This window comes from Microvirga sp. P5_D2 (assembly GCF_054049475.1).
Genome location: NZ_JBFUMH010000017.1, coordinates 1 through 24,987 on the forward strand (window position 1 = coordinate 1; position 24,987 = coordinate 24,987).

The window sequence follows — 24,987 nt, forward strand, 5'->3', positions numbered from 1 at the left end:
CGGCAATGTCGATACGTCCGAGCCCTGCACGATCTGCCGAGACGGCAATGTCGATACGTCCGAGCCCTGCACGATCTGCCGAGATGCCAAGCGCGACCCGTCGATCCTCGTCGTGGTCGAGGACGTGTCGGATCTCTGGGCGTTGGAGCGTTYCGGCGCGGTCAACGCGAAATACCATGTGCTCGGCGGCGTGCTCTCGCCGCTCGACGGCGTACGGCCCGAGCACCTGAATCTCGACCGCCTCGTCGAACGCGCATCCGAACCGGGCGTCGCGGAAATCATCCTGGCGCTCAACGCCACGGTCGATGGGCAGACGACGGCGCACTACATCACCGAACTCCTCGGCCATCTGCCCATGAAAGTGACGAAGCTTGCCCACGGGGTTCCCGTAGGGGGCGAGCTCGACTATCTCGACGAAGGCACGTTGTCCGCCGCCATCCGCCAGCGCACATCGTTCTGATAACCGCAGGTGACAGGGGCTGGTCCCGTTGCTAATCAGACGGCACCTGAAATTCTTGCGCCGAGTTTTTCCATGTCCAACACCGATCTCGCCCGTACCGTCGAAGCCGCCTGGGAAGACCGGGCGAATGTGAGCATATCCACCACGGGTTCCGTTCGCGAAGCCGTCGAGGAGGCGATGAGCCTGCTCGATTCCGGCAAAGCCCGTGTGGCGGAAAAAGCAGCGAACGGCGAGTGGCAGGTTCATCAATGGCTGAAGAAGGCGGTTCTGCTGTCCTTCCGCCTCAACGACATGAAGGTCGTCGAGGGTGGTCCGGATGGCGCGACCTGGTGGGACAAGGTGCCGTCGAAGTTCGAGGGCTGGGGCGAGAACCGCTTCCGCGAAGCCGGCTTCCGTGCTGTTCCGAACACCACCGTGCGGCGTGGCGCCTATATCGCCCCCGGCGTGGTTCTCATGCCATCCTTCGTCAATCTCGGCGCCTACGTGGACGAGGGCACCATGGTCGATACTTGGGCCACCGTCGGATCCTGCGCGCAGATCGGCAAGAACGTCCACCTCTCGGGCGGCGTCGGCATCGGCGGCGTGCTGGAGCCGCTGCAGGCCAATCCCACCATCATCGAGGACAATTGCTTCATCGGCGCCCGCTCCGAGGTGGTGGAAGGCGTGATCGTGGGCGAAGGCTCGGTGCTCTCCATGGGCGTCTTCATCTCCGCCTCCACGAAGATCATCGACCGCAATACCGGCGAAGTCTTCGTCGGCCGCGTGCCGCCCTATTCGGTCGTCGTCCCCGGCTCGCTCCCCGGCAAGTCCCTGCCGGACGGCACTCCCGGCCCATCCCTCTACTGCGCCGTCATCGTGAAGCGCGTCGATGCACAGACACGCGCCAAGACGGCGATTAACGAGCTGTTGCGGGATTGAGTTAATCTGCCTAAAGCCAATCTGGATGAAATAACATACAGATTGGCTAAACTGTCATGCGATGGAATTCAGGTTACCTGTTCTGGCTGTTATTCTCACAAGACGGACGGATCGGACGCATCCAATGGTGGATGAGCTGGCTCGCCATAACTTCACTTAATAGCACTCCTTGGCTCATCTCGAAGTTTTACGAGAAATTCCACGAGCAATATCCATTCTCAGTCATGCTCTTCGAGCTTGCTATGATCTATCCTGCCTACACTGTGGATGCGAAACGATTTCATGATCGCAGTTGGAGCGGCCTTTGGGCAATATTCGGGGGCACCTTTACCATTCTAATTATGAGTAAGAGCCTAAGCCTTCTCTATGTCATTTTTCCCAGTAGAGATATGATGCTCATCGTTGTTGGGACAGTTTATATCTTGTCGTTCAGCTATGTGTTTGTGCTTGGCTTTCTGCAAGGCACTGCTGGACAGAATCGCTATGGGATTGACCCATCAACATCTGGTATCTTCAAAGTTCCAAGCCTATGATTGACACCTCGCCCCTCGCTCTCACCCAATCCCTTCTCCGCTGCCCCTCCGTGACGCCGGAGGAGGGCGGGGCGCTCTCGTTCATCGAAAGCGTGCTGAAGGAGGCGGGTTTCGAGGTGCATCGTCCGGTCTTCTCCGAGCCGGGCACGCCCGACGTGGAGAATCTCTACGCCCGCTACGGCTCGAGTGAGCCCTACCTGCTCTTCGCCGGTCACACGGATGTGGTGCCGCCGGGCGATGTGAGCCGGTGGAAGCATGATCCGTTCAGCGGCGAGATCGATGACGGCGAGCTTTATGGGCGCGGCGCGGTGGACATGAAGGGCGGCATCGCCTGCTCGATGGTGGCGGTGCTCGATTTCATTCGCGAGAATCCGGATTTCAAAGGCTCCATCGGCTTCCTCATCACGGGAGACGAGGAGGGGCCCGCCATCAACGGCACGGTCAAGCTTCTCGAATGGGTGAAGGCGCGGGGCGAAAAGTTCGATCACTGCATCCTCGGCGAGCCGACCAATCCCGACCGCCTCGGCGACATGATCAAGATCGGGCGGCGCGGGTCGCTCACCGGCAAGATCGTGGTCGAGGGCAAGCAGGGGCACGTGGCCTATCCGCATCTTGCGGACAATCCCATTCCCGGCATGCTGCGCCTGCTCGACGGGCTTCTTCGCGAGCCGCTCGACCGGGGCACCGAGCATTTCGATGCCTCGAACTTGGAAGTGACCACGGTGGATGTGGGTAATCCCGCTTCCAACGTGATCCCCACCGAGGCTAGGGCCACCTTCAATATCCGCTTCAACGATCTCTGGACGCCGGAAAGCCTGGAGGAAGAGATCGCCCGTCGCCTGCGCAAGGCGGCCGGCAACAATGTGCGCTACACCCTGCAGATGGCACCGACGAACGCCACCGCGTTCCTCACCCCGCCGAACGCCTTCGTCGGCTTCATTGCCGACGCCATTGAGGCCGAGACGGGCATCCGTCCCAAGCTCTCCACCACGGGCGGCACGTCGGATGCCCGGTTCATCGTCAAGGATTGTCCGGTGGTCGAGTTCGGCCTCGTGGGGCAGACCATGCACCAGAGCAACGAGCGCGTGGCCGTGGACGATCTGGCCAAGCTTGCGGCGATCTATCGCAAAGTGTTGATGGCCTACTTCGCCCCCGGGGCTTGAGGCTCCAAGCACAGCCGAATTAAACTAAAGTCGCATCCTGTCTGGAACGTTTGCGGCTTCAGCCTGTTCTCGTGAACACCTGAACCGTCAAGAGGTGGCACATGATCGTCACGGCTGATGAGGTCAACCGCTCGTTCAAAGGCACCATCGATCTGCTCAACAGCAGGTCCGAGGGGCTGAAATCCTTCGACATGAGCGAGCGGGGCTTCTGGCGCTCCTTCTCGGCGATCTGGCTGACGCTTCCCGCCTACATCATCTCGCTCGCCATCGCACGCATGCGCCTCGGCGCGGTTCCGGATGGGGCGCTCCTCGACAATCTCTGGGTCGATGCGGTGGTCGCTCTGGGTCACGTGGGCGGCTATATTGCGCTTCCTCTCGCGATGATCTTCATCGCTCGCGGCTTCCGGCTCACTGGTGCCTATGTGCCCTTCGTCATCGTGACGAACTGGATCTCCGTGATCGGCCTGCTCGTTCTGTCGGTTCCGGCGATGCTGCTGCTTTTGGGCTGGGCCACGCCGTCGCTCGCCAGCCTCTTCAGCCTCGCCTTCGCGGTGGTCCTCGTGCGGATTCAGTGGTTCGCGACGAAGGAGACGCTCGGTCTCTCCAGCATCTCCGCATTGGGCATCGTCCTCTTCGGGATTCTGCTCAATTCTGGCGTGGGAAGCCTGACACGCGGCCTGTTGAGCTAATCCGGATAATCGACGCCGATCAGGTAAAGCCCCGTGGAGGGCGCCATCGGCCCGCAGCGGGTACGATCCCGCGCGTCGAGGGCGGCGCGCACGTCCGCGACCGACCAGCGTCCGGCTCCTGCACGCTCCAACGTTCCTGTGAGCGAGCGCACCTGATGGTGTAGGAACGAGCGGGCGGAGGCATAGATGCGGATCTCGTCGCCGACCCGCTCCACATCCAAGCGGTCGAGGGTGCGGATCGGGCTGTTCGCCTGGCATTCGGCGGCACGGAAGGTTGTGAAGTCGTGCTGGCCGATCAGGGTCTGCGCGGCCTCGTGCATCACGGAGGCATCGAGCGGCCAGGCTATGTGCCAGACGCGGGTGGCATCCAGCGTCGGCGGGGCGCGGCGGTTGAGGATGCGATAGACGTAGTGGCGCTTGATGGCCGAAATGCGCGCGTTGAACGTCTCCGGCACCATCTGCGCGGAAATGATCGCGACGGGTTTGGGTTTCAGATGCGCGTTCGCGGCATCGCGCACCGTATCCGGGCGCCACTCCTTCGCGAGATCCACATGCACGACCTGATGGGTGGCGTGGACACCGGAATCCGTGCGGCCGGCGCAATGGATGCGTACCCTCTCGCCCGCAAAGCGCGCGATGGCATCCTCCACCGCCTGCTGCACGGAGAGCCCATTCGTCTGGTGCTGCCAACCGGTAAACGGCGTGCCGTCGTATTCCACGACGAGCTTGTAGCGAGGCATGTTATTTCAGTTCTGCGAAGGCTCTGGCGTAACTGACCGAACCATGAGCCTCTTTCCCTTTTTCGGAAAGGGCGAGGGCCTGGAGATAAGGCCCGTCATAAAGCGTCTTGAGCTTGCGCGCCAGCGCCGCCGTGAATCCGAAGCGGCCATAAAAGTCCGGCTCACCGAGCACGACCACGAGATCGTAGCCTTCGGCCCGCATCCGCCTCAGTCCTTCCTCGACGAGAAGCGTGCCCACACCCTGTCCTTGGCCCGCCGGAATGACGGCGAGCGGGGCGAGAGCGCAGCCCTTGATGGAGGGCACCCCATCGACGCTCAGGCGGGAAAAGGCAATATGGCCGACCGGCTCCTCCGCGTAGGCGGTCAGGGACAGGATCAGGTCGCCGTCGGTGCGCAGGTGCTGGACGAGGGTGGCCTCAGCGAGCTGCCCGAAGGAAGCCTCATAGATGGCGCGGAGCGCAGCCCAATCGGCGGATTCCTCCAGACGAAGCTTCATAGCCTGCACTCACAGAAAGCGGACGCCTGGATCGATCCTCACGCCGCGAAGGAATTCATCGAATGCCACAGGCCCCTTGCCGGCGCGCTGAACCTGGATCAGGCGCACGGCCCCGTCGCCGGTGGATACTGTACCATCATGGCCGAGGAGTGTGCCAGGGGCTCCCGAACCTTTTCCCAGGGTTGCGCGAAGCACCTTTACGCGCTCTTCGCCCTTGCCGAAATCGGCAGTGAAGAAGGCGCCGGGGAACGGGGAGAGGCCACGGATGTGATCGTGCACGGCCTGAGCGGGCTTGGCCCAGTCGATCCTTGCATCCTCGTTCTTGATCTTCTGAGCGTAGGTCACGCCCTCCTCAGGCTGGGGCGTGAAGCTCAAGCCCCCACGGGAAATGGCGGCCAGGGCGCGCACCATCAGGTCCGCTCCCAACACCATCAGCCTGTCATGGAGCTCGCCCGCATTCATGTCGGGCGCAATCGCGACGCGCTCGGCCATGGCAACTGGGCCGGTATCGAGGCCCTCTTCCATCTTCATGACGGCGACGCCCGTCTCCTTGTCGCCCGCCATGATGGCGCGCTGGATAGGGGCCGCGCCGCGCCAGCGGGGGAGGAGGGAGGCATGCAGGTTGAGGCAGCCGAGTTCCGGCGCTTCGAGAATGGTTTTGGGCAGGATCATGCCGTACGCCACCACCACCGCCACATCGGCCTGATGGCTGTGGAAGATTTCGGCGGCGTCCTCATTGCGCAGGGTCTTCGGAGTGAACACCGGCAGGCCGAACCGATCCGCCATCTTATGGACGGGGGAGGGTTTTAGCTCCATGCCCCGGCCAGCGGCGGCGGGTGCGCGGGTATAGACGGCAATCACGTCGTGACCCTGACCCACGATCTCGGAGAGCGTCGGCACCGCGAAATCCGGGGTGCCCATGAAGACGATGCGCAGGCTCATGCTCCGGCCTCGCGCTTGGCGGCCTTCTTGAACTTGGTCATCACCCGGTCGCGCTTGAGCTTCGACAGGTAGTCGATGAAGAGCACGCCGTTGAGATGGTCGATCTCGTGCTGCACGCAGGTCGCCAGAAGGCCATCCGCCTCCTGCTCCACGACCTCGCCCTGGATGTTCATGTAGCGGAAGCGCACGCGGTCCGGGCGCTCGACCTCCTCGTAATATTCGGGGATCGAGAGGCAGCCTTCCTCATAAACCCGCTTCTCTTCCGAAGCCCAGGTGATCTCGGGATTGATGAGCACCATGGGCAGGCGCTCGTCGTCGGACTTCGACACGTCCATGGTCACCATGCGGATAGGCAGGCCGATCTGGATGGCGGCCAGTCCCACGCCAGGGGCGTCGTACATGGTTTCCAGCATGTCGTCGGCCAGCTGGCGGATCTCTTTCGTGATTTCCTTAACGGGCTCGGAAATCAGGCGGAGCTTGGAATCGGGAATGATGACAAGGGGTCTGATGCTCATGATCGCGGGAGATAAGGGCTTCCTGGAGGATGGTCAAATCGTTCGTGATATGTTCGGATGAGGCCGTCAACCGAAAGCCTACCACATGAATGACGTCGTCCTGATCCTCGGCACCCATGCCCTCACATGGGGAAACATCGTGATCGGGATGGCGGGTCTGAGCCTTCTGCTGCTGATGATCGTGACCCTGCTGCTTGTCCGGTCGCGGAGGGAGCTGGCGCTGGAAGCAGGCATCGATGCCGAGCGGGCGCGGGAGATGGACGACAAGGTGGCCGAACTCACCCGCATCCAGGCCGAGATGACCGGCCGGATGCAGACCATCGCCGAGGTCTTCGGCTCGCGCCAGAGCGATTTCGTGCGCATGATCTCGGAGCGGATCGACGGATTGCAGCACCGGGTCGGGCAGGGCCTGGAGGCATCCATCCGCCATCAGAGCGAGAACCTGTCGAAGCTCAACGAGCGCCTCGCGGTCATCGACGCGGCGCAGCAGAATCTCAGCAATCTCACCGGCGAGATCGTGGGCCTCAAGGATATCCTCTCCAACAAGCAAAGCCGCGGTGCCTATGGCCAGGGCCGCATGGAGGCGATCATTCGCGATGGCTTGCCGGCCAATGCCTTCGAGTTCCAGGCGACGCTTTCCAACCGCACCCGTCCCGATTGTCTCGTGCGCCTGCCGGGCGATGAGCGCGGCCTTGTGATCGACGCCAAGTTCCCGCTGGAAGGCTTCACCTCCTTTCGCGAGGCGAAGGGCGAGGACGCGAAAACCCGCGCCGCATCCAGGGTGCGCAGCGACATGCTCGTGCATGTGAAGGACATCGCGGAGAAATACCTGATCCCCGGCGAAACGCAGGACATAGCCATGCTCTTCGTGCCGTCGGAATCCATCTATGCCGATCTGTCCGAGCATTTCGAGGACGTAGTGCAGAAGGCGCACCGCGCTCGCATCGTCATCGTCTCCCCGTCGCTCCTGACCCTTGCGATCCAGGTGATGCAGGCGCTCGTGCGCGACGCGCGGATCCGCGAGGAGGCTCGTGTGATTCAGGTCGAGGTGCAGAAGCTGTTGGAGGATGTGACGCGCCTCGATGGCCGCGTGGCGAAGCTCGACGCGCATTTCCGCCAGGCGCAGGAAGACGTAGCCCAGATCCGCGTCTCGACCGACAAGATCGCGAAGCGTGGCGAGCGCATCGAGACCCTGGAATTCGATGAGGGGGACGCGGCCCATGCCGAGTGGCTGCGCCTCCAGGGACGGAATCTCCGCGCCGTGGATTAACCCTGGAACCGCCTCCACCTCGCGACGTTCTCCCAACGCGATCGGACGCGCGAATGCGAATGCGGGCGTCCGTCATGCGATACTCATCATAATCTGGGAAGGATTTGCGCTATGGGCCTTTTCTCCAAGGACATCAAATCGCTGGACGATCTCTTCATCCACACCTTGCAGGACATCTATTACGCCGAGCAGCAGATCACGAAGGCGCTTCCCGAGATGATCGCGAAGGCCACCGATCCGCAGCTCAAGCAGGCGTTCCAGACCCATCTGGGTGAGACAGAGCAGCAGATTCAGATGGTGGAACAGGTGTTTCGCATGCATGGCCATGATCCCAAGGGCGTGACCTGCCCGGCCATTGACGGCATCATCGACGAAGCGCAGGAGATCGCGGGCGACATCGCCGATCCGCAGGTGCTCGACGCCGCCCTGCTCGCCGCCGCTCAGGCCGTGGAGCACTACGAGATTACCCGCTACGGCACGCTCGTCGCCTGGGCGAAGCAGCTTGGCCGCGAGGATTGCGCCGGCGTGCTGCATCAGATCCTGGAGCAGGAAAAGTCCACGGATCAGAAGCTCAACCGCATCGCCGAGAGCAAGATCAACACACAGGCCGCTTAAGGTTCTGGTGGATGTTCAAGGGAATGGCCTCCGAAAGGGGGCCATTTTCTTGTTCAAAGCTACTTCGCAGGCAATGCGTAAAGGCGCAGGAAATCTGCGAGATCGTTGGTGATGTAGTCGATATCCGGCGTCTTCACTGCTTCCTGCTCGAAACTTTCCCGGAATGGATCGACGGTCTTCGGCACGATCAAGGTCGTGGTCATGCCGAGCTCGTGCGGCACCATGAGGTTCTTGGCGATGTCCTCGAACATGGCCGATCGGGACGGCTCGACGCCATGCTTGTCCAGAAAGGTCTCGTAAGCGCGCCGCTCGGGCTTGGGCACGAAATTCGAGGCGGCAATGTCGAACACGTCCTCGAAGTGATCGAGAATGCCGATCTTCTTCGCCACGTTCTCCGCATGCTTGCGGGAACCGTTGGTCAGGATGAGCTTGCGACCGGGAAGTCGCTCGATGGCCTCGCCGAGGCTGGCATTCAGCTCGATATCCGTGTGGTCGATATCGTGCGCGAAATCGAGGAAGTCGTGCGGATCGATGTCGTATTCGTCGATCAGCGCCCGCAGGGTCGTGCCGTATTTGTGATAGAAATACTTCTGCAGGGCTCGCGCGGACATGCCGTCGAGGCCGAAGAGATCCGCGATGTAGAGCGTGATCCGTTCATCCACCTGCGGCCACACCCGAGAGGTGTGCGGATAGAGCGTATTGTCCAGGTCGAAGACCCACGTGTCCACATGGGCGAAAACGCGGGAATCGGCGGAAGACAGATGAGGTTCGACGGCAGGCTTAGCGTTCATGAATCTCAAAGACGACAATGGGGCCGTGCGGCCCCACTGGATTGAATATAGGCGACGTTGCCTGCCACTGAAAGGGGTTGGTCGTTGGTAGTGAGTAGCGAAGAAGAGATTCCTTCAACCACAAACCACTCACTATGCAACATTAACCCTTAGCCCCGGCGGATCAGGGTGCCCGCGCCGTGGTCCGTGAACAGCTCCAGAAGCACCGAGTGAGGCACCTTGCCGTCCAGGATGACCACCGCCTCCACACCCTTTTCCAGGGCATAGATGCAGGTCTCGATCTTCGGAATCATGCCATCGGTGATGGTGCCGTCCGCGATCAGGCGGCGGCAATCCTCGATGGTCATTTCCGGAATCAGGTTCTTGTTCTTGTCGAGAACGCCGGGAACATCGGTCAGCAGCAGGAGGCGCTTGGCGGTCATGGCACCGGCGATGGCGCCGGCGAAGGTATCCGCGTTCACGTTGTAGGTCTGGCCGTCCTGGCCGGTCGCCACGGGAGCCAGCACCGGAATCAGCTCGGCCTGGAGCACCTGGTCCAGAACCTCACGGTTCACGTGCTCAGGCTCGCCCACGAAGCCCAGGTCCACCACCTTCTCGATGTTGGAATCGGGGTCGACGGCGGTGCGGGTCACCTTACGGGCGGAAACCATGTTCCCGTCCTTGCCCGAAAGGCCCACGGCCTTGCCGCCCTCGGCGCCGATCCAGCCGACGATCTGCTTGTTGATGGAGCCCGCGAGCACCATCTCGACCACCTCGACGGTGGCGGCATCGGTCACGCGCAGACCGCCCTTGAACTCGGACTTGATGCCAAGCTTTTCCAGCATCTTGCCGATCTGCGGCCCGCCACCGTGCACGACGATAGGCTTGATACCCGATTGCTCGAGCAGAACCACGTCCTCGGCGAAATCCTCGGCCGCCGCCCGGTCACCCATGGCGTGGCCGCCATACTTGATCACTACGACCTGCTGGTCATAGCGCTGCATATGCGGCAGAGCCTGCACAAGCACTTCAGCCTGCACATGGACGTCGGGGAGCTGGTCGGGATCAGTCATCAGGGGCTCCAGCAGGGACAATTCGGGACGAAACGGCTTGCCTTCTATCCGAATGGCAGTCCCGTGCAAATAAAGACTTCAGGATCGCGTAGKAACAAGAGCGGCGATTCCAACGATGATCCATCCAATCATGAGCAGAATCCCGCCTGTAGGYGCTGCCCTCGGGAAAAGCGCCACTCCAGAAAAAGCACGGCGGGATAGGTCTCCGCAGAACAGAATCAGACCGAGAACCAGGATGTAACCGGCGACGGGCCCGAGCAGGGAATGGATGGCGCCGGTCGTCGTAAGGGCCGCAAGCGCCAGCAGGGCAGGGGCATGAAACAGCAGGAATTGCGCTGCCGTGGCAAGATTGCCGCCAGCCACATGGGCTGCGGCGGCTGACAGTCCCACACCGAGAACGCCCGAAAGTGCGGCGAGGACGATCAGCGCCCGGGTGGCAAGGCTCATGCCACGCCCCGCTCGCTCAGCAGGCGCGCAATGCCGGCGCGTAGCTCCGGGATGCCGAAGCCGGAGCGGCTGGAGGTGGGCAGGATTTCAGGGAAGGCCGCGGCGCGCTTGGCAATCTTTTGCGCCGTGTCGGCCATGCATTTCTCGAGCTCGCCCTGCTTCAGCTCGTCCGCCTTGGTCAGGACGACCTGATAGGAGACGGCGGCGGTGCCCAGCGTTTCGAGCACCCCCTCATCCACTGGCTTGATGCCGTGGCGTGCATCGATCAGCACATAGACGCGGGCTAGGCTCGCGCGGCCACGGAGATAGTCGTGGATCAGCTGTGTCCAGGCATGCACCTTCTCCTTCTCCACGGCGGCATAGCCGTAGCCCGGCATATCCACGAGATTGAAGCGGTCGCCGATGTTGAAGAAGTTGAGCTGCTGCGTGCGGCCCGGCGTATGCGAGGTGCGCGCGAGCGTATTGCGCCCGGTCAGCGCGTTGATGAGGCTGGACTTGCCCACATTCGAGCGGCCGGCAAAGGCGATCTCCACCTTGCCCATGGGCGGCAGCCCTTTGAGGGAGTTTGCCGCCCAGATGAAGTCGGCCTCGCCCGCAAAGAACTTGCGGCCGATTTCGAGGAAGGGGTCGATGTCCTGGTTCGTGGGGCTTGTCTCGGTCATGGGGCTCTTATCGGCGCTCGGATCGCATTGTTCAAGGTGCCTCTCCGCTTTCCGGCCGGGCTTCAAGCGCATTAGAGCCAGAAGGGATCAACTCTGGAGAGGGATTCCACCGCGGGCTTGCTCTTGTCGAGAAGCTTCTCGCGCCGCCGTTTCGCCCGCTTAGGCGAGATTTCGACGAGCGAGGGGACGAGGGAGCCGCTGACCGCCAGATCGTGCAACTCGCCCAGCATCTCCTGAAGCTCCTCCAGAATGTCGGCCAGTTTCTTGCGGCGCTTCGAAGCCTTGCCCGATGGAAACAGCGAGGCGAAGAACTCGACGCCGTAACGCAGCTTCTTGATCCGGATCCGCAACTCGTGCCGCTCTTCCTCGCTGCGTTTACGCAGGCGCTTGCCGTTCCGGCGGATGCGCTTGAAGCGGCGCGACAGCTCGTCGGTCACGAAATCCCGCGCCGGGTGCTCTTGGGCTTGCTTCGATGCGGCAGCAGTGATCCAAGCGCCCGCTTCGATCCAGGCGGCAGTCTTGAGAACGATATCCATGAAACGGCGGGATTCGAGGGTCTCCAGCAATTCGCGATAGGCCTCGCCCCGACTTTGCTCGACCTTTCCGATCTGCGACTTGTCGTATTCGGTCTTCGAGGAGCGGATATGCTCCAGAAGAACATCGAGGTCCCGGGCTTTGCCCATGGCCTGCCCGGCCCAGCGGAGATCGTCCTTGATCACGGTGCTCTCGGGATCGGTCAGCAGCTGCTTTCCGAACAAGGAGAGGGCGGCGCGCAGGCGGCGCAGGCCTACACGCATCTGGTGCAGGGTCGCGGGATCCTGCGTCTGCCGCACGAGGGCTTCGTTGTGCAGCATCTGGGACAGGCATGACCGCGAGATGATCTGAAAGGCATCGGCGCAGGTCGCCTTCTTCGGAAGTGTGATCGGCTTCGCGCGGGCGGGTTTCAGGGATTCAGCATCGAGGAGGCGGTAACCGCGCTCCGATTTCGCCAAGGTCGAGAGACGTAAGGGCGCGATTTCGCTTAAAGCGCGGGCGAAGGCGAAGAGAGCGGCAGGATCTCCTCGCTTGAGTTCAAGCTCGATCTCCAGGAAGGAAACGTCCTGCTGCCTACCCGACGCCTTGGCCCGGTCGAGAGCGACTTCGATCAGGGAGCCATCGAACTCGGCCTCAAAAGCCTTTCGATCCGTATCGACTGTGAAGAGAGGGCCGATGCTCTGCCGTAGCGCCTCGTCCGACACGAGCGATTCGAGGGGTGTCCCGGACACTGCGGATAGATCGAGCGCGCCATCGACAGGGGTCTCCCATTCGCCGCGATCCATGGTGAGGCTACTATCGGCGCCCTCGGCCTTGATGGTCTGGATGGCGCCGCCGTTCCTGTGGCGAACGCGCAGGCTGATGCCCTCGCGACGCAGGGCGTGATCCTCGGTGTCGAAGTAGACCGCATGGAGCTGCCCGCCTTGATCGGGCAGGGGGCTGAGATGCGACAGAGCCGAATGCTTGAGAAGGTCGTCGATGGAGCCGGAGGCAAGTTCGAGCTTCAGCTCGATTTCCCGGGGTGGGGAATTCCGCTTCGTGCGGCTTTCGGGGGCATGCATGACCTGTCACCGCTTTGTTGCGCCTTTGATTATCTAGGGGCGGGGCGGCCGGAGGAAATTGCGACAGAGCGGCAAAGGCCCAAAAGAAAATCCCCGGGACGAGGCCCGGGGATGATCAGCTTATCGGTTGTCTGCCTCAGCCTTTGGCCGGGCTGGCCTTGCGGTTGAAGGTCTTGCGCAGGTTGTCCCAGAGCTCGATCTTCACGCCGTTGCGCTTCATGATGAAGGCCTGCTGGCTCACCGAAAGTAGGTTGTTCCAGGCCCAGTAGATCACGAGACCGGCGGGGAACGAACCGAGCATGAAGGTGAAGATTACCGGCATCCACGAGAAGACCTGCTTCTGCACCGGGTCCGGCGGCTCCGGGTTCATCTTCATCTGCAGCCACATGGTGATGCCCATGAGGATCGGCCACACGCCGAGCATCAGGAAGTGGCCGATCACCGGCACCGCGCCCGGGTTGTAGGGCAGCAGGCCGAAGAGGTTGAAGATGGAGGTCGGATCGGGCGCCGCGAGGTCGCGGATCCAGCCGAAGAACGGCGCATGACGCATTTCGATGGTGACGAAGAGCACCTTGTAGAGCGCGAAGAAGACCGGGATCTGGATCAGCACCGGCCAGCAGCCGGCAACCGGATTGATCTTTTCCTTCTTGTAGAGCTCCATCAGCGCCTGCTGCTGCTTCATCTTGTCGTCGCCGTAGCGCTCGCGGATGGAAGCCATTTCCGGCTGCACGGCCTTCATCATCGCCATGGAGCGGTAAGATTTGTTGGCGAGCGGGAAGAACAGGATCTTCAGAAGCACCGTCACGATCAGGATCGCGATGCCGAAATTGCCGACGAGGTGATAGAAGAAGTCCAGCACCTTAAAGAGCGGCTTGGTGATGAAGTAGAACCAGCCCCAGTCGATCATGAGGTCGAAGTTCTTGATGCCCAACGTGTTCTGGTAGTTATCGACGGTCGCCACTTCCTTGGCGCCCGCGAAGAAACGCTGCGTCGTCTCGGCGGCGCCGTTGGCCTGAACCGTCTGCGGCGTTCCCTGCACGATCGCATGATAGGTGCGGCCCGTCTGGCTCTGCTGCGAGGTGAAGGCGCCCTGATAAGTCTGGGTCTGATCCGGAATGACGGCAGCAGCCCAGTACTTGTCGGTGATGCCGAGGAATCCGCCCTGCACGTTGTCCCACTTCTTCTCGGAAACGGTCGAGCCGGCTGCGGGGGCTTCCTTGTCGAGGGTGTCGTACTTGAATTCCTGCAGGCCTTGATCGCCAATGACGCCGATCAGGCCTTCATGCAGCACGTAATAGCCGAGGGTCGTGGGCTTGCCGTGGCGGGAGACGAGGCTGTAGGGGCGCACGTCCACCGGCGCACCGCCGCGATTCTCGACCGTGTTCTTCACGGTGAACATGAACTTGTCGTCCACCGAGATCGTGCGGCGGAAGACGAGGCCCTGGCCGTTGTCCCAGGAGAGGATCACCGGAGTCGAGGGGGTCAGTCGGCCGCCGTCGGCGGTCCATTCCGTGGTGGCATTGGGGACGGCGACACCCTGCGCCGCGGCCCAGCCGAACTCGGCGTAATAGGGGTTCTGCGTGCCTTCCGGCGAGAGCAGGATGATGTTGGGGCTGCGCGGATCGACGGTCTCGCGGTAATTCTTCAGCGCCACATCGTCGATGCGGCCGCCGCGAAGGTTGATCGAGCCCGAAATTGCCGGGGTATCGATCGCAACGCGCTTCGTGCGGGCAAGGGCAGCCTCACGGGATTCGATGGCCGGAGCCGCCGGGGTGCTCGGCACCGTGCCGGGTATAGTCGGCGATGCGCCGCCGGCCTGGCTTGGGCTCGCGGGCGGGTTGGGAGCGTTCGGGTTTACCTGCGCGGATTGCTGCTGGGCTGCATGGCGCTGCCTCTCAGCCTCGGGGGCGGCATAGAAATATTGCCAGCCCAACAGGACCGCCAGCGACAGGGCGATGGCGAGGATGAGGTTTTTATTGTCTTCACGCATGGGAATGTCCGCGACGCTCGCCGTTGGGGTGAGGTGAGGAGGGAGGTCGGCGATCCGAGAGGTGGGCGCTTTTCGGCTTGGTTACAACCCTTAGCGCGCGCCGCAGATCGTCGATGAGCAGGTCATAATCCGCCGCCAGGATATCGCGCCGTCCGATGATCACGACATCCGCATCTATGGTCGCGTAATCCTGGCATGCCGCAAGAACGACAGTCCGAAGGCGACGCTTGATCCGGTTGCGCTCGGTGGCGTGGCCGACACGCTTGGTGACGGTGAGCCCGACCCGAAGGCCAAGCTCGGCGTTCTGGTCGGAATCCCCGCGCAGGCGTGCCTGCACCGTCATCCGCTCCGTATGAAAGCGGCGGCCACTGGCCGCCGCGACGAAGTCAGGTCTTTTCGTCAGACGCCCGATGGTCAAATCTGCGCGAGGCTCGCGCATCGGGGGTCCAAAGGCTGCTTACGCCGAAAGGCGCTTGCGGCCATGGGCGCGGCGAGCGGCAATGACCTTACGGCCACCCTTGGTCGCCATGCGCGCACGGAAGCCGTGGCGGCGCTTGCGGACCAGCTTGCTCGGTTGATACGTCCTCTTCACGGCAAATCTCCGGTCGAAAGGGGCAGCGGTGCTCGAAGGCTCGCGCCCGTGTTAGAAGGGGTTGCCCCCGAAACTGTCTAGAAAAAACGATCAGCGCCCCAGAAGAGCGCTGTCAGCTTGCGCGGCTTATGACGGAATGGAGGGGCAAAGTCAACGCCGCACTGGCCTTTGCGGCAAAAGAGATGCCTTGAGGATCGAACGCTTGAACCGGCATGGGGCCGCTTGCCCGCCAGCCCGTCCCGGACGATATAGGGGAACCGGTGGCCGGGGGGAAGCGTGGCAGCATAAGATCAGGAGCCTGAAGAGGGCCGATTGGCGTCCAGCCCCTTGAAATACCTGCCCCTGGCGCTTGTTGTCGCGGCTCTGGCAGCCGTCTTCGCCTCAGGTCTCCATCAGAAGCTCAGCTTCGACAGCTTCGTGCAGTATCATGCCGAGCTGCGCGATCTCGTCTCGGAGCGCCCGGTCGCGATGCTGGGCCTTTATGCCCTGGTCTACGTAGTAGCCGTGATCCTGTCCCTGCCCCTGTCGGCCTTCCTGACCACCATCGGCGGCTACCTGTTCGGCTGGCTCATCGGCGGCACCGCCGCCTCCCTTTCCGCGACCCTGGGTGCGACCTGCTTTTTCCTGATCGCCCGCACGTCATTGGGCCAGCCCTTCCTGCGGCGGGCCGGATCCCGGATCCAGGGCCTCGCGGCAGGCTTTCGGCGCCAGGGCTTCACCTACCTGCTGATTTTACGCCTTATCCCGCTCGTGCCCTTCTGGCTGACGAATCTGGCCGCAGGCTTCTTTCGCATGCGTCTCAGGAGCTTCGTTCTCGCAACCCAGCTCGGCATGCTGCCTGTCACCTTTGCCTTTGCCTTCGCAGGCTCGGGGCTCGACAGGGTCATCATCGGCCACCAGCGCCTTCGTGAGGCCTGTCTGGCCTCCGGCCGGACGGATTGCGCCATCCCCTTCGATGCCAAAAGTCTGCTGACGCCCGAACTGCTCACCGCCCTTGCGGTGCTGGGAATTCTGGCATCGGCCCCGGTTGCGATCAGGTATTGGCGTGGCCGTAAGGGGCTGCCATGAAAAAGCATGCCGTGGGGCGTGATCATGGCGAAGGGATTGAGGTTTCCGATCTCGCCGGCTTGGTTTATCCCTACCCCACTTTCTCCGACGTGACGAAGAGCACTGCGGTGGAGTTTCTGAGGCCTTGGGCTCAGAATCCCTGGTTGCGGCGTCCGATCGGTTTCCTTCGCCGCATAGGATAAGGCGGGCATGAATTACGAGCAGCCGCAGAGATGGGGGCAGACCTGGGGACGGCGGATTTCGAGCCAGTTCGGGCTCTCCGCGCGCCTGCTCATGCTCACGGTGCTCTTCGTAATGATCGCGGAAGTGCTCATCTATGTGCCCTCCATCGCGAATTTCCGCCTGACTTGGCTCAGCGACCGCCTAGCCGCGGCGCAGGTGGCCGCCATGGTGCTCGATGCTGCGCCCGAGGAAAGCCTGTCCGAAGAGCTCGAGATGCGCCTTCTGCAAGGCGTCGGCGCCAGGGCCATCGCCCTGCGCGGCGGCGGAAGGCGGAGCCTGCTCGCCATCAACGATGTTCCCCCTGAGGTCAGCAAGACCGTCGACCTGCGGGACGCGAAATGGGTGGATCTCGTCAAGGATGCCTTCGACGCCCTGTTCGATCCCGCCGACAAGCCTATCCGGGTCATCGGCCCCGGCATGGGCGTGGATTTCGTCGAAATCATTCTCGATCAACGCCCCTTGCGGGATGCCATGCTCGATGTCTCCCGCAACATCCTCCTGCTGTCGCTATTCATTTCAGGTATCACCGCGAGCCTCGTCTACCTGACCCTGCAATGGGTCATCGTGCGGCCCGTGCGGCGCCTGACGGGCAACATCGCGGAATTCTCGGGCAATCCGGAGGACGCCTCCCGCGTGATCCAGCCGACGGACCGTGCCGACGAGATCGGCCTCGCCGAGCAGGCTCTGGCGAAGATGGAAACAACCCTCGCCGATGAGCTCCGCCAGAAGCGGCGTCTGGCGCAGCTGGGACTGGCCGTGAGCAAGATCAATCACGAGCTGCGCAACATGCTCACAACGGCCCAGCTGCTCACTGATCGCTTGGAGCGCGTCAATGATGAAACCGCCCAGCGTGTCGCACCACGGCTCGTGGCGACCCTCGACCGGGCGATTGCCTTCTGCGAGACGACGCTCGCCTATGGCCGCGCCACGGAGCCTCTGCCGCAGCGCAAGCTGATTCCGTTAGCTCCTCTCGTGGAAGACCTGTCGAACCTGACGGATCTCGCGCCGGAAGTGGGAATCGCTTTCGCCTGCCACGTGCCGCAGGACCTGATGATTGATGCGGACAAGGACCAGCTCTCGCGAATCCTGGTGAACCTCGTCCGCAATGCGGTGCAGGCGCTGAGCCAGACAGGCTCACTGGGCGGGCAACCCTGTATCGATGTTACGGCAAAGCGCGAGGGGCATGCCGTCGTCATCTTCGTCGAAGATAACGGTCCGGGAATTCCAGACCGAATCCGCGCCGATCTCTTCACGCCGTTCCAAGGCTCGACGCGCAAGGGCGGCACGGGCCTCGGCCTGACCATCGTCGCGGAACTGGTCCAGCTCCACGGCGGCACGATCAGTCTGGACGAGCGGGATGGCAAAACATGCTTCCGCATCACGATCCCCGATCGCGGCATCAATCACKAATGAAATGGAAGCTTGTGCAGAATCTCGTCAAAGGAGGCTTGCCAACCGCTCCAGAACCCTTTAAGTCACCCGCCTCGGCCGATGTTGCTCCCCGCAACGAATTGCCGATTACGCGCCCGTAGCTCAGCTGGATAGAGCACCAGACTACGAATCTGGGGGTCAGAGGTTCGAATCCTTTCGGGCGCGCCATTTTCCTTCCGACATGCCAAGACGTTGGCCGGTGCAGGCAAAAATGCTGCGCCGCCGTATGGTTGCGTCCAGGCGCAGCGCGGGTCGGTTCTTCGAAGGCATCGGAAAAGTGCTTCTCGTCGGTGGCGATATGCCTGCCTTCGCTTCACTGATCGGGCGCGAGGCTTCTCCCGCTGCCCCGACCGAAGGCCAGATAGATTACCGCCGCCGAACCGGCCATTACGGGTAATACGGTCATTAGTGCCGAGAGCGCGTCCTTGAACAACAGGGCCGCGATGGCCGATCCTACGAGCCCGCCTCCGATTTGCATGAAACCTGTAAGCGCCGCGGCCGCGCCGGCGATGTGACCGAAATCGGCGAGCGCTCTTGTCGTGGCAACCGGAATGATAAGGGCGCAGCCGAAGGCCCAGAGGCCGACGGGCAGCATGGTGGTGAAGAATGTCGGCGGCATGAAGCGCGGAAGCAGTGCGAGACTGATTCCAGCCACGGCAACGAGCGATAGACCTGCAGGGATCAGGGAAGCGCCATCGATTTTTCGCAGCAAGCGGCCTGTGAGAATCGTGCCGAGAACATATGAGCCGGTTTGGGCGATCATGGCGAAACCGAATTGTGTCGGCGTCAGTTTGACGACATCGATCAGAACGAAGGGCAGGATCACCGTCAGAGTATAGACGCCGCCGACAGTAAGGCCGAGCAGACTGCTTCCGACCATGAAGCTCCGGTTGGTCAGGAGAATGCGATAGTTTCTGACGATTGCGAGAGGGCGCGCTTTATGCTTGTCGGGCGCGGCATTGGTTTCCGTGCAGCCGGTCGCGATGGCGGCGAGCGTCAGCAAACCATATCCTGCCATCCCCGCGAAAATGGCGTGCCAGCCGAAGCCACCGAGAATGAGGCTGCCGATTGTAGGAGACACGGCAGGTCCCGCGGCGAGCATGAGGCCGATCAGGTTCATGATGCGGGCGGAGCGCTGTCCGCTGAACTGATCGCGCACAATGGCGCGGGAGATCGTCACGCCGGAAGCCGCACCAATGCCTTGAAAGATGCGGCCCAATGTCAGCCACATCACGCTGGGTGCGACGAGCGCCATCAGGCTGCCCATCAGGTAGATCACCAGAAACCCGATTGCCACCGGGCGACGTCCGAACGCGTCCGACAGGGGGCCGCAGAAAAGGATCGCGAAGGCGAATCCCATCAGGTAGACGGTGAGTGTCAGTTTGATCGCGGCTGGGTTGGTTTGAAATGCCTCCACCAGAGTAGGCAGGGCCGGTGTGTAGAGGGCCATGCTGATGGAGCCGAGTGCGACGATCATGGCGCCGAGCGTCGCCGTACGCAGCTCACTCATGACGGGTTGCATGAACCTGTTCCGATTTTTTGGGAAAGCTTGCGACGTTCAATCGATCAACGAGAAACATTGATTGCGGGCCGCCTCCTGCGCGAAGGTGGCCCATATTTTGTGAGACCTATCGGAGGCCGCTCATGGCGCTCCACATCTTCACGAATTCGCGCCGCTTCTGGAGGAGTTCCGGCGTTTCTTCGAGGAACATGAGTTTCAAATCATCGATCTTCTTGCCGCCGGGAGGCGGGGCAACATCCGAGCGTGGTGAATGCAGATAGATGTTGTCGGCCTGGAGCTTCTGCCCGAGCGGCGACAGGAACCAATCGAGGAACAGGCGCGCCGCTTCGGGATGCGGTGCCTGGCTGGCAAGGCCCCAGATTTCAGGGCCTGCCGGCAGCCCATCTTCAGGTGCAATAAACTCGATAGGGGCGCCCTTCTGCTTGTAGAGAAGGTAACCGGAATATTGCGCGGTTACGGCAAGCTTGTCGTCGCCGTTCACGATGCGATCGAACTGCTGAACGTACGAGTCGAATGCCTTTGGCTTGCTCTCCGCGAACTTCTTCCAGAAGTCTTCTCCCTGGGCACGGTTGAGCAACTCCCAGGTCAGGAACTGCAAACCGGAATTGCTGGATTTGACGCTGACGCTGTCCTTGAAGGCCGGATCGAGAATATCCGGCCATTTCTTAGGGGCCTTATCGGCGCTGAGGATGTTGGGATTATAGGCGAAGCCCGCCATGATGATGGCGCCCCACGACCAGAAGCCCTCCGGCTTGCTTTTGAATTCCGGCTTGTAGGATGCGTATTGCGGTGAGGCATAAGGCGCGAAGCCCTTCTTGCCCTGGAAGTCGAGAACGAGCGTGGCATCGGAGAGATGCAGCACGTCCGCCAAGTAGCTGCCAGCCTGCCGCTCGCTCATGAGGCGAGCATAGAGTGCGCCGGACTGAAGGCGCACGTAGTTGGCCTTGATCTTGGGAAAGGCCGCCTGAAACTCCGCGAGGATTTTCACCGTGCCGGGTTCCGGCGCTGGAGAATAGAGAACGAGCGCGCCTTCCTGTTCGGCCTTCGCGACATCGGCGCAGGTCTTGAAGCCCTGCACCTCAACTGGGTTTGGGCAAGGCGCCGGACTTTCCGTTTGTGCGCTGGCGGGAAGCGCCAGGACAATTGTAGCGATGGCAGCCGCGGCAACTTTCAACTCAGACGATCTCATAGCTTCCTCCCTGATCAGTGACGGTTTTTGTTTATGCGATGCGGTCTTCCAGCAGGACGCAGTGCTTCGGATCGAAGGAGATCGTGACGGGATCTCCCTCGTCGAACAGTTCCGTCGGCGGCCGGCGGATGATGAGTTCCCCGCAGGGCCACGCAATGACGTATTGAACGAAGTCGCCGTGGAACATCCGGCGTCGGACATGGCCCTGGAACTGATTGTGCTGGCCGGTCGGGTTGGCGGTGATCTGCGCATAGGCCGTACGGACGGCGACCTTGCATTCGTTGCCCTGCACCGGGTAAGGCGCAATGGCGCGGAACATCAGGCCGCTCGCTGCCTGGAACGTCACCCAGCCAGGCTCACGCGGGCCGCCCTCGACCTTGCCTTCGATGATGTTGGCGGATCCGATGAAGTCCGCCACAAAGGTGTTGCGCGGACGGTCGTAGATGTCCTCGGGGCTGCCGATCTGCTCGATGCGGCCCTCGTTCATGATGATGACGCGGTCGGAAATGGCGAAGGCCTCTTCCTGATCGTGCGTCACATAGACGGAGCTGATGCCGAGCTGACGTTGCAGATCCTTCAGCTCGACGCGCATCTCGCCGCGCAGCTTCGCATCGAGGTTCGACAACGGTTCGTCGAACAGCACGACTCTGGGAGAGAAGGCGATGGCGCGGGCCAGCGCCACGCGYTGCTGCTGACCGCCGGAGAGCTGCGATGCGGGGCGATCGGCGAACCGGCGCATCTGCACGAGGTCGAGGGCCTTCTCGACGGCGCTGTGGACCTCGTCCCTGCTGCGCCGACGAACACGCAGGCCATAGGCGACGTTCTCGAACACCGTCATATGCGGCCAGATGGCGTAGGATTGAAACACCATTGAGACGCCGCGCTTCTCGGCCGGAATATTGACCCTCTGGCGGGACGAGAAGACAGGCTTGCCGTCGAGTAGGATTTCTCCCGAATAAGGCTGCTCGAGCCCTGCGATGGAGCGCAGAGTCGTGGTCTTGCCGCAGCCGGAGGGGCCAAGGAGGGTCAGGTGCTCTCCCTTGCCGACAGTGAAGCTCACGCCATGCACGGCGGTCACGGTGCCGTACTTGATGACAAGATCGGAAACGACGATCTGCGGCTCAGCCGGAACCGGCGCGACGTGAGAATATTCGGAGCGGGCCAGGGCCGCTGCCTGTGCGGTCTGTGTATGGATCATAAGTTTGGTTGCCCGTTTCTGGAAAGCCGCGACGTGACGGAGAACAGCACGAAGACGGCGATGAGGATGGTAGCTGTCTGAATGACCGCCATGGCGGCGGTCAGCTCTGTTCCCGCGCTGGACCATGAACTGACGATGGCGGGTGCGATGACTTTCGAATCCGGCCCCATCAGGTAAATGGACACGCCCAACTCACGCACGCTGGCGATGAACAGGAGCAGCCAGCCGGCCGCGATGCCGGGCCTGAGAAGTGGGAGGGTGACGGTACGCATCTGGTGGACCCAGGACGCGCCGCAGACACGCGCACATTCCTCCAGGCTCTTATCCACTTGCAGAACGACGCCTGCGAGCGTTCTGACGCCGAGCGGAAGCATGACGGTGAAATACGCGATGCCCAGGAGCCACAATGTGCCATAGAGCGGTATCGGCATATGCAGCCATGCCCACAAGATCGCGAGGCCGAACACCATGCGAGGAACGGCCTGCGGGAACATCACCAAATATTCGATGAGACCGCTGCCGAAGACGCGCGACCGGTAGATGATCCAGACCAGAACCGTCATGACCAGGATGCCAATGGTCGCGACGCCAAGGCCGAGCATCAGGCTGTTGATGATGGCCGAACGCACGGAAGCGAGGCTGAAGGCGGTGATATAGTTCTGGAGAGTGAACTGGCTCTGGTGAAGCAGAACCGTTGCGAACTTCTCGAACGACGTGAGGATGAGCGCCGCCATGGGCAGGATGACGGCAAGAAAAACGTAGAACCAGCAGACCCCGGCCAGAACCCAGGTGAGCTTGCCCATGTTCATCCGGCGCGGGCGAAACGCCTTGCCGGAAATCGTCGCATAGCTGCCACGGCGGACGAGCCAGCGATACACTGCGAGGGTTGCGAACATGATCAGGAAGAGCGAAATCCCGAGTGCCGCCGCACGTCCGTAATCCGGCGGATAGGAGAGCGTGAGTTCCCAGATCGCCGTCGTAATCACATAGAAGTGGCCGGGGATGCCGAGAACCAGAGCGGCGGCAAAGGAGCCGAGCATCTCCGCGAAGACGAAGATGGCGGCACCAAGAACGCCCGGAGCCACGAGGGGAAGAGTGATCTTGAGCATCGTGCGAAGCTTGCTCGCTCCGATCACGCGCGATCCTTCCTCCATGGCGGGGTCCATGGATTTCATGGCGGCCGAGATCATCACGAAGGCGACGCTGCCCTCGAACAGGGCCATCACCCAGGCGACGCCCATCGGTGTATAGATGTCGAGAATACGATTGGATCCGCCAAGGGCAGCCCAGGCTTGATTGAGGAAGCCGCTCTGCGGCGCAGCCAGAATGCTCCAAGCCAGCGCGCCGACAAGAGGCGTGACGTAGAATGGCAGCTCAATCAGGCGCTCGAGAATGGCGCGCCCGGGGATTTCGGTTCGAGTCAGGATCCAGGCGAGGATGAAACCGACCGTGACCGCGATGCTTGTCGCAAACAGCGCGACCTTCAGCGTGTTTCCGATGATCCGCCAATCGAGGATCATGTCGGTGTAGTTGGAAAGCCCTATGCTTTCAGGCGGAAAGACCTGCGGATCGCCGATGTTGAGCGATTCCGCGAACAGGAAGAAAAGCGGATACAGAACGAGCGCACCACAGACGATGAGGATGATTGCGGTGATGACGCCTTGCGAACTCAGGCTCAGTCCCCTCCGAGGAGGGGACATGGCCATGACGGTGGAAGAATCCATGATGGACAATCTGCTTCCTCCCTATTTGAGACCGGACATCGAACGCATCTCGCGCAAGAAATCGTTGCGGGTCTTCGCATAGGCTTCCCAATCAGCCGGGAAGAGCAGCTTCATCTGGCTCAAGGGCAGAGCGCCTTCCGGCGGCGCCACATCCTCGCGGGGCGAGTGGAAGTACCAGTACTTGACCGAAGCCTTCTGTCCTTCAGGGGACAGATACCAGTCGAGAAACAGGCGCGCGGCGTTGGGATGCGGCGCTTCCTTGACGATACCCGTCACTTCCGGACCCGAAGGAAGACCGGTCGTCGGCGCGACGAAGGCAATGGGGGCACCCTTTGCCTTGAATTCGAGATAGGCGGCATATTGCGCCGTCATCGCGACCTTGTCCTCGCCGTTCACAAGGCGGTCGAACTGCTGCACCATGGAGTCGAAAGCGCGCGGCTTCAGATCGGCGAACTTCTCCCAGTAATCGTCGGAGACATGCTCCTTGATCTGGTACCAGGTCACATGCTGCATGCCGGAATTGGCGGACTTCATGCTGACCACGCCGGACCATTTCGGATCGAGCAGATCCTTCCAGTCCTTGGGCGCCTGATCGGCGGGCGTCACGTTAGGATTGTAGGCGAGACCTGCGGGCATCAGCACGCTCCAGGTCCAGTGCCCTTCGGGTTCGCTCTTGTAAGCGGATTTGTAGGCCGTCATTTCCGGCGAAACGTAGCGCGCATAGCCGCCGCGCTTCTGGAAATCCATCACGAGGCCTACATCGCCGATCTGGAACACGTCGGCGAGATAGCTTTTTCCCTGCCGCTCGGCCAACAGGCGCGAGTACAAAGCGCCTGCCTGGAGGCGGATGTAGCTTGTCTTGATTTTGGGATAGAGAGTCTCAAACTCCTTGAGGAGTTTGACGGTGCCGCTTTCGATGTCCGTCGCGTAGAAGACGAGCGTACCTTCTGCTTCGGCCTTCTCAATGTCGGCGCAGGTCTTAAAACCTTTCGCCTGGACGGGGTTAGGGCAAATGGAATCCGTATCGGGGACCGGAGCAGGGGCTTGAGCCTGAGCCGGAGCGACGGCGGACAGACCGCCAAAGAGTAGACCAACTCCTAACAACACGACTGCTTTGTTGCGCTTCGTCATTCTTCCCTCCCGTTATGTTTGTTTGAAGGCGT

Annotated in this window: 26 protein-coding genes and 1 tRNA gene; 10 read left to right on the forward strand and 17 right to left on the reverse strand. The window is 61.8% G+C overall.

Features of this window, described 5'->3' with window-relative positions; translation table 11 throughout:
* The 5 genes from ACXJKO_RS07760 to ACXJKO_RS07780 form a co-directional block, all read left to right on the forward strand.
* Positions 1–460 (forward strand): recombination mediator RecR (locus tag ACXJKO_RS07760; protein ID WP_457090512.1); only part of this gene is annotated, 460 nt, incomplete at its 5' end.
* 72 nt (positions 461–532) lie between these two features.
* Positions 533–1,378 (forward strand): 2,3,4,5-tetrahydropyridine-2,6-dicarboxylate N-succinyltransferase, encoded by an 846-nt coding sequence (gene dapD, locus ACXJKO_RS07765; RefSeq protein WP_457090513.1) that lies wholly within the window; start codon positions 533–535, stop codon positions 1,376–1,378.
* 56 nt (positions 1,379–1,434) lie between these two features.
* On the forward strand, positions 1,435–1,911 hold the full coding sequence (locus ACXJKO_RS07770; protein ID WP_457090514.1) for a DUF805 domain-containing protein: 477 nt from the start codon (positions 1,435–1,437) through the stop codon (positions 1,909–1,911).
* Entirely contained in the window at positions 1,908–3,074 is a 1,167-nt protein-coding gene (gene dapE / locus ACXJKO_RS07775; protein WP_457090515.1) for a succinyl-diaminopimelate desuccinylase, read from the forward strand. Before ACXJKO_RS07770 ends, dapE begins: the two co-directional genes overlap by 4 nt.
* A 101-nt stretch (positions 3,075–3,175) precedes the next feature.
* Entirely contained in the window at positions 3,176–3,763 is a 588-nt protein-coding gene (locus tag ACXJKO_RS07780; protein ID WP_457090516.1) for a hypothetical protein, read from the forward strand.
* Here ACXJKO_RS07780 and truA read toward each other — a convergent pair.
* Genes truA through def form a run of 4 tightly spaced genes read right to left on the reverse strand, consistent with a single transcriptional unit; the run spans position 3,760 to position 6,456 of the window.
* Entirely contained in the window at positions 3,760–4,503 is a 744-nt protein-coding gene (gene truA, locus ACXJKO_RS07785) for a tRNA pseudouridine(38-40) synthase TruA (protein ID WP_457090517.1), read from the reverse strand. The genes ACXJKO_RS07780 and truA overlap by 4 nt on opposite strands.
* Position 4,504: 1 nt before the next feature.
* A complete protein-coding gene (locus ACXJKO_RS07790; RefSeq protein ID WP_457090518.1) occupies positions 4,505–4,999 on the reverse strand; it encodes a GNAT family N-acetyltransferase in 495 nt (164 codons plus the stop codon).
* 9 nt (positions 5,000–5,008) lie between these two features.
* Positions 5,009–5,941 carry a methionyl-tRNA formyltransferase gene (gene fmt, locus ACXJKO_RS07795; RefSeq protein WP_457090519.1) on the reverse strand — a complete coding sequence of 311 codons (933 nt, stop codon included), beginning with the start codon at positions 5,939–5,941 and terminating at the stop codon, positions 5,009–5,011.
* The gene (gene def / locus ACXJKO_RS07800; protein ID WP_457090520.1) at positions 5,938–6,456 is read right to left on the reverse strand and encodes a peptide deformylase; all 519 of its coding nucleotides are present in this window, start codon (positions 6,454–6,456) and stop codon (positions 5,938–5,940) included. Before def ends, fmt begins: the two co-directional genes overlap by 4 nt.
* An 85-nt stretch (positions 6,457–6,541) precedes the next feature.
* On the opposite strand from def, the gene ACXJKO_RS07805 reads away from it, so the two are divergent.
* Together ACXJKO_RS07805 and ACXJKO_RS07810 are read left to right on the forward strand one after the other, a co-directional pair.
* Positions 6,542–7,726: a DNA recombination protein RmuC gene (locus ACXJKO_RS07805; protein WP_457090521.1), complete on the forward strand. Its 1,185-nt coding sequence runs from the start codon at positions 6,542–6,544 to the stop codon at positions 7,724–7,726.
* Between the two features lie 111 nt (positions 7,727–7,837).
* Positions 7,838–8,341: a YciE/YciF ferroxidase family protein gene (locus ACXJKO_RS07810; RefSeq protein ID WP_457090522.1), complete on the forward strand. Its 504-nt coding sequence runs from the start codon at positions 7,838–7,840 to the stop codon at positions 8,339–8,341.
* Positions 8,342–8,400: 59 nt separating this feature from the next.
* Here ACXJKO_RS07810 and ACXJKO_RS07815 read toward each other — a convergent pair whose 3' ends face one another.
* The 8 genes from ACXJKO_RS07815 to rpmH form a co-directional block, all read right to left on the reverse strand.
* Positions 8,401–9,132 carry a pyrimidine 5'-nucleotidase gene (locus tag ACXJKO_RS07815; RefSeq protein ID WP_457090523.1) on the reverse strand — a complete coding sequence of 244 codons (732 nt, stop codon included), beginning with the start codon at positions 9,130–9,132 and terminating at the stop codon, positions 8,401–8,403.
* Positions 9,133–9,281: 149 nt separating this feature from the next.
* Positions 9,282–10,184 carry an acetylglutamate kinase gene (gene argB, locus ACXJKO_RS07820; protein WP_457090524.1) on the reverse strand — a complete coding sequence of 301 codons (903 nt, stop codon included), beginning with the start codon at positions 10,182–10,184 and terminating at the stop codon, positions 9,282–9,284.
* A gap of 78 nt (positions 10,185–10,262) precedes the next feature.
* Positions 10,263–10,631 carry a DUF423 domain-containing protein gene (locus ACXJKO_RS07825; protein ID WP_457090525.1) on the reverse strand — a complete coding sequence of 123 codons (369 nt, stop codon included), beginning with the start codon at positions 10,629–10,631 and terminating at the stop codon, positions 10,263–10,265.
* Positions 10,628–11,293, reverse strand: a complete 666-nt coding sequence (yihA, locus tag ACXJKO_RS07830; RefSeq protein ID WP_457090526.1) for a ribosome biogenesis GTP-binding protein YihA/YsxC — start codon at positions 11,291–11,293, stop codon at positions 10,628–10,630. The genes ACXJKO_RS07825 and yihA overlap by 4 nt, the downstream gene beginning before the upstream one ends.
* Positions 11,294–11,364: 71 nt before the next feature.
* Positions 11,365–12,888: a CYTH and CHAD domain-containing protein gene (locus tag ACXJKO_RS07835; RefSeq protein WP_457090527.1), complete on the reverse strand. Its 1,524-nt coding sequence runs from the start codon at positions 12,886–12,888 to the stop codon at positions 11,365–11,367.
* A 136-nt stretch (positions 12,889–13,024) separates the two neighbouring features.
* Positions 13,025–14,878 (reverse strand): membrane protein insertase YidC, encoded by a 1,854-nt coding sequence (gene yidC / locus ACXJKO_RS07840; protein ID WP_457090528.1) that lies wholly within the window; start codon positions 14,876–14,878, stop codon positions 13,025–13,027.
* Entirely contained in the window at positions 14,871–15,317 is a 447-nt protein-coding gene (gene rnpA, locus ACXJKO_RS07845; protein ID WP_457090529.1) for a ribonuclease P protein component, read from the reverse strand. The genes yidC and rnpA overlap by 8 nt, the downstream gene beginning before the upstream one ends.
* 18 nt (positions 15,318–15,335) lie before the next feature.
* A complete protein-coding gene (gene rpmH / locus ACXJKO_RS07850) occupies positions 15,336–15,470 on the reverse strand; it encodes a 50S ribosomal protein L34 (RefSeq protein WP_027314822.1) in 135 nt (44 codons plus the stop codon).
* A gap of 312 nt (positions 15,471–15,782) precedes the next feature.
* On the opposite strand from rpmH, the gene ACXJKO_RS07855 reads away from it, so the two are divergent.
* From ACXJKO_RS07855 to ACXJKO_RS07865, 3 genes are all read left to right on the forward strand, one after another.
* A complete protein-coding gene (locus tag ACXJKO_RS07855; RefSeq protein ID WP_457090530.1) occupies positions 15,783–16,538 on the forward strand; it encodes a TVP38/TMEM64 family protein in 756 nt (251 codons plus the stop codon).
* Between the two features lie 189 nt (positions 16,539–16,727).
* Entirely contained in the window at positions 16,728–18,173 is a 1,446-nt protein-coding gene (locus ACXJKO_RS07860; RefSeq protein WP_457090531.1) for a sensor histidine kinase, read from the forward strand.
* A gap of 109 nt (positions 18,174–18,282) precedes the next feature.
* A tRNA-Arg gene (locus ACXJKO_RS07865) sits at positions 18,283–18,359 on the forward strand.
* A 145-nt stretch (positions 18,360–18,504) separates the two neighbouring features.
* On the opposite strand, the gene ACXJKO_RS07870 is transcribed toward ACXJKO_RS07865, so the two are convergent.
* The 5 genes from ACXJKO_RS07870 to ACXJKO_RS07890 form a co-directional block, all read right to left on the reverse strand.
* A complete protein-coding gene (locus ACXJKO_RS07870) occupies positions 18,505–19,701 on the reverse strand; it encodes a multidrug effflux MFS transporter (RefSeq protein ID WP_457090532.1) in 1,197 nt (398 codons plus the stop codon).
* Positions 19,702–19,819: 118 nt separating this feature from the next.
* Positions 19,820–20,902 (reverse strand): ABC transporter substrate-binding protein, encoded by a 1,083-nt coding sequence (locus ACXJKO_RS07875; RefSeq protein ID WP_457090533.1) that lies wholly within the window; start codon positions 20,900–20,902, stop codon positions 19,820–19,822.
* Between the two features lie 31 nt (positions 20,903–20,933).
* Positions 20,934–22,100 (reverse strand): ABC transporter ATP-binding protein, encoded by a 1,167-nt coding sequence (locus ACXJKO_RS07880; RefSeq protein ID WP_457090534.1) that lies wholly within the window; start codon positions 22,098–22,100, stop codon positions 20,934–20,936.
* A complete protein-coding gene (locus ACXJKO_RS07885) occupies positions 22,097–23,824 on the reverse strand; it encodes an ABC transporter permease (protein WP_457090535.1) in 1,728 nt (575 codons plus the stop codon). The genes ACXJKO_RS07880 and ACXJKO_RS07885 overlap by 4 nt, the downstream gene beginning before the upstream one ends.
* A gap of 21 nt (positions 23,825–23,845) precedes the next feature.
* Positions 23,846–24,955: an ABC transporter substrate-binding protein gene (locus ACXJKO_RS07890; protein ID WP_457090536.1), complete on the reverse strand. Its 1,110-nt coding sequence runs from the start codon at positions 24,953–24,955 to the stop codon at positions 23,846–23,848.
* Positions 24,956–24,987 lie beyond the last annotated feature (32 nt).